Source organism: Streptomyces sporangiiformans (genome assembly GCF_005768555.2).
Classification (GTDB): domain Bacteria; phylum Actinomycetota; class Actinomycetes; order Streptomycetales; family Streptomycetaceae; genus Streptomyces; species Streptomyces sporangiiformans.
Map to the genome: position 1 here is coordinate 18475 of NZ_VCHX02000050.1, position 9520 is coordinate 27994.

9 protein-coding genes and 2 pseudogenes are annotated in these 9520 nt (G+C 67.7%); 8 read left to right on the forward strand and 3 right to left on the reverse strand.

The window, feature by feature from the left end:
- Positions 1-91: 91 nt before the first annotated feature.
- The 4 genes and pseudogenes from FGD71_RS50055 to FGD71_RS04840 all read left to right on the forward strand — a co-directional run.
- Positions 92-184, forward strand: a pseudogene (locus FGD71_RS50055) (oxidoreductase C-terminal domain-containing protein); the annotation flags it as partial.
- 1 nt (position 185) lies between these two features.
- Positions 186-363: pseudogene (locus FGD71_RS48435) on the forward strand (NAD(P)/FAD-dependent oxidoreductase); the annotation flags it as partial.
- A 291-nt stretch (positions 364-654) separates the two neighbouring features.
- Entirely contained in the window at positions 655-1350 is a 696-nt protein-coding gene (locus FGD71_RS04835) for a DedA family protein (RefSeq protein ID WP_240436391.1), read from the forward strand.
- A 5-nt stretch (positions 1351-1355) separates the two neighbouring features.
- A complete protein-coding gene (locus tag FGD71_RS04840; protein ID WP_140935825.1) occupies positions 1356-1532 on the forward strand; it encodes an aldo/keto reductase in 177 nt (58 codons plus the stop codon).
- Between the two features lie 108 nt (positions 1533-1640).
- Here the strand turns inward: FGD71_RS04840 and FGD71_RS04845 are convergent, their stop codons facing one another.
- On the reverse strand, positions 1641-2216 hold the full coding sequence (locus FGD71_RS04845; RefSeq protein WP_119099126.1) for a CGNR zinc finger domain-containing protein: 576 nt from the start codon (positions 2214-2216) through the stop codon (positions 1641-1643).
- Between the two features lie 103 nt (positions 2217-2319).
- On the opposite strand from FGD71_RS04845, the gene FGD71_RS04850 reads away from it, so the two are divergent.
- The 3 genes from FGD71_RS04850 to FGD71_RS04860 all read left to right on the forward strand — a co-directional run bounded on the left by FGD71_RS04850 (position 2320) and on the right by FGD71_RS04860 (position 6113).
- Positions 2320-3492 (forward strand): epoxide hydrolase family protein, encoded by a 1173-nt coding sequence (locus tag FGD71_RS04850; RefSeq protein WP_119099127.1) that lies wholly within the window; start codon positions 2320-2322, stop codon positions 3490-3492.
- 256 nt (positions 3493-3748) lie between these two features.
- Positions 3749-4315, forward strand: coding sequence for a PadR family transcriptional regulator (locus tag FGD71_RS04855; RefSeq protein ID WP_119099128.1), 567 nt, complete (start codon positions 3749-3751; stop codon positions 4313-4315).
- A gap of 79 nt (positions 4316-4394) precedes the next feature.
- Complete coding sequence (locus tag FGD71_RS04860; RefSeq protein WP_119099129.1) at positions 4395-6113, forward strand: acyl-CoA dehydrogenase family protein; 1719 nt, start codon at positions 4395-4397, stop codon at positions 6111-6113.
- A gap of 140 nt (positions 6114-6253) precedes the next feature.
- On the opposite strand, the gene FGD71_RS04865 is transcribed toward FGD71_RS04860, so the two are convergent.
- Entirely contained in the window at positions 6254-7048 is a 795-nt protein-coding gene (locus tag FGD71_RS04865) for a DUF1868 domain-containing protein (protein ID WP_119099130.1), read from the reverse strand.
- A gap of 722 nt (positions 7049-7770) precedes the next feature.
- The gene (locus FGD71_RS04870; RefSeq protein ID WP_240436392.1) at positions 7771-9039 is read right to left on the reverse strand and encodes a DUF418 domain-containing protein; all 1269 of its coding nucleotides are present in this window, start codon (positions 9037-9039) and stop codon (positions 7771-7773) included.
- A 214-nt stretch (positions 9040-9253) separates the two neighbouring features.
- Here FGD71_RS04870 and FGD71_RS04875 point away from each other — a divergent pair, with 214 nt between their 5' ends.
- Positions 9254-9469 carry a hypothetical protein gene (locus FGD71_RS04875; protein ID WP_119099131.1) on the forward strand — a complete coding sequence of 72 codons (216 nt, stop codon included), beginning with the start codon at positions 9254-9256 and terminating at the stop codon, positions 9467-9469.
- Positions 9470-9520: the final 51 nt, after the last annotated feature.

The window sequence follows — 9520 nt, forward strand, 5'->3', positions numbered from 1 at the left end:
GCAAGGCATGGCCGCCGCCCGCAACCTGCTCAACCCCCACGCCCACAAGCCCTTCACGCCGGTGCCGTACTTCTGGTCCGACCAGTACGACATGAAGATCCAGGCATACGGCCATCTGCGCGGCCACGACGAAGTCGCCGTCGTCGAAGGCGACTTGGACGAACGCCGGTTCGTGGCCGCCTACNCGCCGTCGTCGAAGGCGACTTGGACGAACGCCGGTTCGTGGCCGCCTACCGCACCGGCGACCGGCTCACCGGCGCCCTCGCCGTCGGCATACCGCCCAAGGTCATCCGGCAGTGGCGCCAGGCCATCGCCGTCCGCGCCGCCTGGCGGGCTGGGGTCCGGGTTGGCCTGCGCCCTTGACAGCATTCTCGGCGCGCGGCTCGGCCGGGACCGCACGCGAGCCCTCGTCGTCAGGCGCCACCGAAGCCGGAAGGAGGCCACGACCGTGGTCTGCGGCAGTGAGCGCACCGAGGCGTAGGACGGGAGCGCAATCCGCGATGGACGGAATCGGCGCGGTGATCGGTAAACCAGGGCGGCCCTCGCGTTCGGCCGCGGTCGCGGCGCCGACGAGGCCGTCGAGGCTGTCCCGGGTCCGTGCGAGCTCAGCCATTGCTCAGCACACGCTTACATCGAACTTCCTGGAGGAGACGCATGACGCCCTACCTCGCCCAAGCCACCGCCGAACCGACTGGGGGCCTGGCCGGCTGGGCCGTCGACATGATCGACTCCCTCGGCGGGCTCGGGATCGCGCTCATCTCCGCCCTGGACAACATGCTCTCGATCGTCCCCGCCGACCTGGTGATGCCGCTCGTCGGGTACTCCGCCACCCAGGGCGTCATCCACATCGGCGCGTGGCCATTGCCTGGGCCACCGCGGGATCGGTCGTGGGCTCGCTCGTCCTGTACGCCCTCGGGGCGCGGCTCGGACGCGCGCGTGCGGACGCTGTTGGTGAAGATCCCGGGCTTCAAGGCGGAGACCGTCGACCGCACCGAAGCATGGTTCGCCCGGCACGGCGGCAAGGCGGTGATGTTCGGCCGGATGCTGCCGGGCATCCGTACCCTCATCTCGGTGCCGGCCGGAGTCGAGCGGATGCCGCTGCCGAAGTTCGTGCTGTTCACCACGATCGGCAGCCTGATGTGGAACTCCACGTTGATCGGCGCCGGATACCTGCTCGGCGACAACTGGCACCGGATGACCGACGTGGTCGGTCATCTCCCGTACGTCATGGCAGTTCTGCTCGTCCTGGCAGGTGTCCGATTCGTCGTCAGGCGCCGCAGCCAGCGCCGCGTGCAGCAGACCCAGACCGCGGCCATGGACACCGATAGCGAACGCAGCGGGGTGAAGTGATCACCATGAGTCTGCGCAGACTGGGTTCGACCGACTGCGAGATCAGCCCCATCGGCCTGGGCTGTCTGCAATTCGCCCAGGGCCAGGGCATGGCGGGACGGATCTACTCGCCGCTCGACGCGGCCGCCACCACCGAGATCGTCCGGACGGCGCTCTCCTGCGGCGTGAACTGGTTCGATTGAGGACGTTGATCGAAGGCGGCGGATGGCTCTTATGGTGCCGTTGGGGTGCACCCAACGCGACAGATGTGTCGCAGGCGTGGAGCCCACTTGGATATACCGAGGTAACGATCACTCCGCTGATCTGGGGTTTTTGCGCTGGCTGGCATTGAAGCGCGCTTTCTTCTGACGATTCCCACACGTGTTCATGTCACACCATTTGCGAGTGCGACTTTGGCTGGTGTCGAAGAAGGCGGCTTGGCAGGTTGGTGATGCGCACAAGGCCAATTTTCCGTCTCGCTCGCCGGCGATGATGCTGATCGCGTCGGCGGCGATCACGCTGAGGGCATCTTCCACGCAGGATGCCGAGCTGAGCCGCCACCGCCGCTTCCCCTCGGGCGTCAGGATCGCCGCGGCCCGACCCTGAGCGCTGCAGTCATTGATGACTTGGACAGCAGACGCGGGGAGAGCGTCCTGGATCGCGGCCGCTGTCGCGGCGGCGTGAATCGACTCCCTCAGTTCCCGAGCGAGATCGAGCTGGGCAGTGGTGCAGGAGTCCACGGCGAGGCCGTTCACCGCCAGCCAGTCGATGAGTCGGTGCGGCGTGGGAATGCGCTCCACAGGGTCACCATGACGCTCCGACAGAGTCCCCGTGAAGCTGGTCGCCAGCACCTTGCCGAGGCGGAAGTCAGGGAACGCAGCACGCATGGAACCACCTTAGCCGGTTGCGACGTGGCTCGGAGAACTGTTAGAACCGCCTTAGCCGGTTCGCGATAGGCCGTGGCCGGTTCCACGATGGCCAGGAGGTCTCATGCCCCGTCTGACCAGCGACGTGCAAGCATTTGAAGCCCACGCGACTGACGCTGACCTCGACGATCTGCGCGCGCGACTAGCCGCGGCGCGACTACCGGAGGCTGAGACGGTCCATCGCCCCGCGCCCGACCCTCGCCGATGGGAACAGGGCGTTCCTCTCGCCGACCTCGTCGATGTCGTGAACTACTGGCGCACCGGGTACAACTGGCGGTCGTTCGAAGAACGCCTCAACCAGATCGGCCAGTTCCGCACGACCATTGATGATCTGGGAATCCACTTCCTGCACCGCCGATCCACGCGTGCAGGTGCCACTCCTCTGATCTTGACGCACGGCTGGCCAGACAGCATTGCGCGGTTCATCGATGTAGTGGACGAGCTGGCAGATCCGAAAGATGCAGACGCGCCGCCGTTCCACGTCGTGGTCCCGTCGCTACCAGGCTTCGGTTACAGCGACAGGCCGGCCACCACCGGGTGGGGAACCGAAAAGATCGCGGCCGCATGGGTGGAACTGATGGGAAGCCTCGGCTACAGCAAGTTCGCAGCCCACGGCGGCGACTGGGGAGGCAATATCACCACGGTCCTCGGCGGCAGGTTCCCGGCGCATGTTCTCGGCATCCACACCACGTTCGCGGAGGGACCGCCCGGGTTGACAACGGACGGGCTGACGGCGGTCGAGCGCAAGTGGACCGAGGAAACCCGCGATTTCTGGCGCCACCGCGCGGCGTACGCGAAGCAGCAGGCGACCCGACCGCAGACCATCGGCTACTCGCTCGTCGACTCACCGGTCGGGCTTCTTGCCTGGATCCTCGACAAGTTCGCCGAGTGGTCAGACACCGAAGACAGCCCGTTCGAGACGATTTCCATCGACCGCGTTCTCGACGACGTCACCCTGTATTGGCTGACGCGGACCGGCGCATCGTCGGCCCGCATTTACTACGAAAGCCACAATTCGCTGGACCCCGAACTTCGGGTCGACGTCCCGTCAGCAATCACTATGTATCCCCGCGACGTCGAGAAGTGTCCGCGCCCCTGGGCACAGGAGCGGTACCGGCAGATCGTCCGATGGGGGTCGCCCGAAACCGGGGGACATTTCCCGTCGCTGGAGGTTCCCGAGTATTTCGTCAAAGATCTACAAGAGGGCCTCGCGGCAGTGCTGGCCGCTAATCGGTGAACGCGGCTCGGCGACCCGGCACTCGATCACCGCCTGATCCGGCTCAAGGCGCGCGGCCTGCATCATCGCCGAATGTGACCAGGATCGTTAGTTGGCACTAGCCAACGTTCGTGACCTGCACTGATGCCAACTATGTTCAGCGACCTTCGGTACGAAATCAGAGAGATAGTTGGCACTTTGGCCGCCCCGCGTGAGCCCTGTCTCACCTGGGCAGCACTCCTTGGCTATGCAACGAGTTGCATAGCAGGATCGACGTATGGCGCTCGAGCACGCGATCCTCGTCTCCCTGCTGGAGAAGCCGGGCTCCGGCTATGAGCTGGCCCGGCGGTTCGAGCGGTCCATCGGATACTTCTGGACCGCCACGCACCAGCAGATCTACCGCGTTCTCAAGCGCATGGAGAGCGAGGGCCTGCTCGCCGTCCGTGCGCTGTCGCAGCAGAGCCGGCCGGACAAGAAGGAGTACTCCGTCGTAGGCCCCGGCCGCGCCGCCCTCGCTCAGTGGCTGCACGAACCGATCGAACCCGAGAGCATGCGGCACGACCTCGCCGTGAAGATCCGCGGCGCGGCCTTCGACGACCCGTCCGTGCTGATCCGTGAGGTCGAACGGCACCGCCAGGTGCACAGCGACCGGCTCGCGCACTATGTGGCCGGGGAACTGCGCGACTTCACCGGCCCGGCGGCCCCCACCCCGCTCGACGCCGGTCAGGAGCTGCAGCATGTGGTGCTGCGTGGCGGCATCACGTACGAGCGGATGACGATCGCCTGGCTCGACGACGTACTCGCCACCCTCCGCCGGCTCGGCACGTCACACCCGCACGCCTGACCTGCCGGCCACCGCCGCCCGCGCCCCGCGACCTTCAGACCCGCACCCTCCACCCTCAACCCTCGGAAGGCGGACCTCCATGGCCGACCCCCTCCTCTTCAACCCCCGTACCTACGACCCGGCGCAGTTCGACCCGGAGACCCGCAGGTTGCTGCGTGCCACCGTCGACTGGTTCGAGGACCGCGGCAAGCGCAGGCTCATCGAGGACTACCGTTCCCGCGCCTGGCTGGCCGACTTCCTCGCGTTCGCAGCCAAGGAAGGGCTGTTCGCCACCTTCCTCACCCCGGCGTCCGCCGCCGGACACAAGGACCAGCGCTGGGACACGGCCCGGATCGCCGCCCTCAACGAGATCTTCGGGTTCTACGGTCTCGACTACTGGTACGCGTGGCAGGTGACCATCCTCGGCCTCGGACCGGTCTGGCAGAGCGACAACACCGCAGCGCGTACCCGCGCGGCGGAACTCCTCGCCCAGGGTGAGGTGTTCGCCTTCGGTCTCTCCGAGAAGACCCATGGCGCCGACATCTACTCCACCGACATGCTGCTGACGCCGGACGGCAACGGCGGCTTCAGGGCGACGGGCTCCAAGTACTACATCGGCAACGGCAACGCCGCCGGACTCGTCTCGGTCTTCGGCCGACGCACCGACGTGGAGGGCCCCGACGGATACGTCTTCTTCGCCGCCGACAGCCGCCACCCGGCCTATCACCTCGTGAAGAACGTCGTCGACTCCTCGAAGTACGTCAGCGAATTCCGCCTCGAGGACTACCCGGTGGGCCCGGACGACGTCCTGCACACGGGCCGCGCCGCCTTCGACGCCGCCCTCAACACCGTCAACGTCGGCAAGTTCAACCTCTGCACCGCCTCGATCGGCATCTGCGAGCACGCGATGTACGAAGCGGTGACCCACGCCCACAACCGCATCCTGTACGGCCGCCCCGTCACCGCCTTCCCGCACGTGCGCCGCGAGCTGGCCGACGCGTACGTCCGCCTCGTCGGCATGAAGTTGTTCAGCGACCGGGCCGTCGACTACTTCCGCTCCGCCTCCCCGGACGACCGCCGCTACCTGCTCTTCAACCCGATGACGAAGATGAAGGTGACCACGGAGGGCGAGAAGGTCATCGACCTGATGTGGGACGTGATCGCCGCCAAGGGCTTCGAGAAGGACACCTACTTCGCACAGGCCGCCGTCGAGATCCGGGGGCTGCCCAAGCTCGAGGGCACGGTGCACGTCAACCTCGCGCTGATCCTCAAGTTCATGCGCAACCACCTCCTGCACCCGGCCGAGTTCACGGCCGTGCCGACCCGCCTCGACGCGGCCGACGACACGTTCCTCTTCGAGCAGGGACCGGCCCGTGGCCTCGGCTCCGTGCGCTTCCACGACTGGCGCCCCGCCTACGACGCATACGCCGGGGTGCCGAACGTCGCCCGCTTCCGGGAGCAGGCCGACGCCCTGTGCGAGTTCGTCGCCACCGCGGCCCCCGACGAGGAGCAGAGCCGCGACCTCGATCTTCTTCTCGCCGTCGGCCAGCTGTTCGCGCTGGTGGTGCACGGCCAGCTGATCCTGGAACAGGCCCGCCTGACGGACCTTGACGAGGATGTGCTCGACGAACTGTTCTCCGTCCTCGTCCGCGACTTCTCCGCCTTCGCCGTCGAACTGCATGGCAAGGACTCCGCCACTGTTGATCAGCAGCGCTGGGCGCTCAGTGCCGTCCGGCGTCCCGTCGTCGACGAAGCGCGTTCGGGGCGCGTCTGGGAGCGTGTGGCGGCACTGTCCGGGGCGTACGAGATGGCGCCGTGACAGCCCGCCGGGTGGGCCGCACGCGAGCCTGAAGGCGAGCGGGCGGCCGGCACCGTCGCAGGCCAGGTGAGCGCACCACCGACATCCCGGTCGGCAGCGTCAAAGCGAACAACTACCGGCTCATCGGCGATTGGAGCCGGTCATGCCGTCGGCAGCCGCCACAACTGCGGGAACGCGAGCATGTCGTCGAAGAGGTTGAACGCCGGGTACTCCATGGTCACGGTGGCGGCGTCGCCGGTGAAGAGTGCGGAGCACTTCGCGGCCAGGCGCTCCATGGGCGGCACGTCGGATGCCAACGGCTTGACCAGGCGGTAACCGATGGTCGAGTGGAACTGATAGGTCTCGAAGTTCGACGCCCGGATCTCCAGCAGGGCGCTCAGCTCCCGTCGGATCGTCCAGAGTGTGTTGAAGGTGGCGTCGTCGGCGGGGGTGAGGTCCAACGTGAAGTTGGCGTCGAAGGGGAGGAACCCCTTGACCTTCATCCTGATCGGACCCACTGGGGTCAGCGTCGACTCCTGGAGGCGCGCGAGGATCCGCTGGGACACCTCGGAGACATCCGTGCAGTCAGCGAGCCAGGCCGGGAGTTGCTTGTTGATGACGGTGTCCTTTGTCGTGGCGTCGAACACCGTCATGTGCATGCTCTGGTGGGGCAGGCAGACGTACTGATCGGCGATGGAGGACCGTTTCATGATCTCCATCGCCTCGGTCTCGGCGTGGAAGAAGGCCGAGTCCTGGGGCACGGGGCAAACGAACGTGTTGCCACGGAAGCGCTGCGCGTTCCCGTCGAAGTCCCACTTCTTGCCGGGCCCGGCGGCCAGCGGCTCGCGCCGCTCGGGGCCCTGCGCGGCAGCGACCGCCGTGACCGGGGCAATCGTGAGACCGGCAGCAGCGCCGACAGCGCCGAAGAGGACGCCTCGGCGGTTGGAGGCAAACATGTCACTCCTGATGACTTGGGGCCCAGACAGGCGAAAAGTGCTGGAGCGACCTGAACGTTGGATGGACCCAGGGCCATACCCAGGCGGAGCAACTGTGAGCACTGGTCACACTGGCGCCGCAAACGACAATTCCAAGCCCGCAGCAGCACCGTTGCTGCCTTGCAGCACCTCATCCCCGGCCTGTGCGCCATCGCCTGCACCGTCACCATTCACTGGAGTGACCGGTGAGAGTTCAGCGCGTCGGTACGTTTGCCTAGACCCTTCGACGCCGATGCCGCGAGCCCTTGCTGGCAACGCTGGGCGCGCTGGCGCGACGGGGATCCAATGACCTCTACGATGATCTTCGCCCTCCCATCGCACGCTCGGCATGTAAGGCGGAGACGTGGCTCCCCAGCCCGCGCTGCTCGATCACGCGCCAGTAGGCCCATCGAGCGCTGATGTCCCCTGGTCGGACACATCAACACTGCACGATCTCGCCGGTAGCATGCCATTTCGGCTGATGCGGTCGGTCAACTGGTCATGCCGCCCGACTGGAGTGCCCGATGGACTACGGCCTGGCGCTTCGGGCGGACGTTGGTCGGCTGTGCCGTAAGGGACCTGGGCGAGGTCGACTTGCTCTCGAGTGTTCCTGTCCGCCGCTTCAGTTGGCGTACCGATCAGTGGCATCGCCCCGGCCTTCGGTGCCGGGGTGGAGCGAGGGGGCGTCCCACCCCGGCCGGGTCTCATCGGATGTGCTTCGCCGGCTTGGTGGCGGCGTTGAGGAGATATTCCAGGGGGCCTCGGCGGAAGAAGCGGGACCAGATCGCGGCGAACACGGTCGCCCCGAGGACGAACATGAGCAGCGGCACCCATGATTGCTGGGCGCCGGTCCCGGCGGGCACGGACAGCGCCGACTGGGCGAGGAAGTGGCCGACGTAGGCGGTCAGGGACATGGTGCCCACGGCGATGACCGGCTTCGCCAGGCGGCGCAGTCGCGGCAGGCGGTCCATCGCCACCGTCGCGCCCACGATCACGAGGATCGCGACGCCTACGCTGCCGATGATGTCGAACGTGGTCCCGCTGTGCGGCCCGGCCTTCAGCAGGAACGACGCGGACATCTCGGGGAACGACCCCCCGTCCGGGGGCATCGAACCGCTGGCGGGGGGCATCGCCCCGGAGCTGCCGGACGACGACCCGTCTTCCGCGAGGCTCCTCAACGCGCCCGATCCGGCGAGCAGCAGGGACATGCCGTAGGCGGCCGCGGTGAGGGAGGCGCCGAGCGCGGCCAGGCGCTTCTGAACGGTGCCGGAGGACAGGTCGAGGCGGCCCAGGGCCATGCCCGCGATCACGAACGACATCCACGTGAGCGCCGGGTAGAAGCCGGTGAGCAGCAGGTCGAGCACTCCCACCTCGCTGAGGCGGCGGAGCGGGTCGTAGGCGTTGATGCTCTCCTGGACCGACGAAGTCAGCAGCGAGTTCAGGGCGAACGCCAACTGCGGTGTGACGAGGGCGAAGGCGGCCGCGATGATCGCGAGTGTCCTGGCACGCAGTCGCACCAGCGGCAGGGCGAGGAGGAAGTAGACCCCGTAGAAGCCGAGGATGATCACTCCCCCGTACTCCATCGCCAGCACCGTGCCCAGCACCAGCAGGACCACAGCCCGGATCGCGATCCGGGCCCTCGCCTGCCGGCCCGCCAGGCCCGTCTTCGGCTCGCGGCGGCCGGCGATCAGCATCAGCGAGAACCCGGCGAGAGTGGCGAACAGGACCGACGAGTGGCCATCCGCTATGTAGCGGATCCAGCTCGCCACGCCGGTCGTGGCGGACAGCGGGGGGCCGATGTGCACGATGTACATGCCGAACACCGCCAGCGCGCGGGCCAGGTCCACCCCGACGAGGCGTCCCATCGAGGGACCGGCCGAGGCCGGCACGGCGGACTCGGGGGAGGTTCGGGGCGGCGGAGGTGAGTTCTCCGGGAGAGCTGACGTCTCCTGCGGCGGCTGCGTCTGTGTCATACGGCAAACCTCGCGCGGAGCTCAGGGGGCGGGCCATCCGGCAGGCTTCGGTAACGCCCCCGCCGACCGGCGGGTACCGCCCTGCCGACCGGCGGAACCTCGTCCCCGACCCGGTCCGGTGCGACCGGGCGGTGGTCTTGTCCAGCCACTCGGCGGGGGTGGACCCGACGGTTGCCGGATGGGTGCGGGGCGGCCGGGCTTCCAGGGTGGAGGCATGACACACCGTGCGCGGCACAAGGAGCCCGACACCTCCCGCGCCTCACCAGCTGACGAACCGGGGCATGACGTGGTCCCTCGCAGGGGCGACTTCCTGGAGTTCCTCGGCCTGGTGCTGGCTGCGGGCGCCCTCGTCCTGGTCGTCGTACGCCCTGAGCTCCCCGAAGCCTTGGTGCGCGCCCTTTCCTCGAGCACAGCCGGACTCGTCCGCTGAGCTGGCACACCATCACGCCCGGTCCGCCCGGCACCGTCTATGCGGTGCCGG

What these genes read in the sequence shown, in the direction of transcription:
- FGD71_RS04845 (WP_119099126.1), bottom strand. Translation starts at nt 2,216, where the DNA reads ATGCGTGCTGCGTTCCCTGACTTCCGCCTCGGCAAGGTGCTGGCGACC.
- FGD71_RS04855 (WP_119099128.1), top strand. Translation starts at nt 3,749, where the DNA reads ATGGCGCTCGAGCACGCGATCCTCGTCTCCCTGCTGGAGAAGCCGGGC.
- FGD71_RS04860 (WP_119099129.1), top strand. Translation starts at nt 4,395, where the DNA reads ATGGCCGACCCCCTCCTCTTCAACCCCCGTACCTACGACCCGGCGCAG.
- FGD71_RS04875 (WP_119099131.1), top strand. Translation starts at nt 9,254, where the DNA reads ATGACACACCGTGCGCGGCACAAGGAGCCCGACACCTCCCGCGCCTCA.
- FGD71_RS04835 (WP_240436391.1), top strand. Translation starts at nt 655, where the DNA reads ATGACGCCCTACCTCGCCCAAGCCACCGCCGAACCGACTGGGGGCCTG.
- FGD71_RS04865 (WP_119099130.1), bottom strand. Translation starts at nt 7,048, where the DNA reads ATGTTTGCCTCCAACCGCCGAGGCGTCCTCTTCGGCGCTGTCGGCGCT.
- FGD71_RS04840 (WP_140935825.1), top strand. Translation starts at nt 1,356, where the DNA reads ATGAGTCTGCGCAGACTGGGTTCGACCGACTGCGAGATCAGCCCCATC.
- FGD71_RS04850 (WP_119099127.1), top strand. Translation starts at nt 2,320, where the DNA reads ATGCCCCGTCTGACCAGCGACGTGCAAGCATTTGAAGCCCACGCGACT.
- FGD71_RS04870 (WP_240436392.1), bottom strand. Translation starts at nt 9,039, where the DNA reads ATGACACAGACGCAGCCGCCGCAGGAGACGTCAGCTCTCCCGGAGAAC.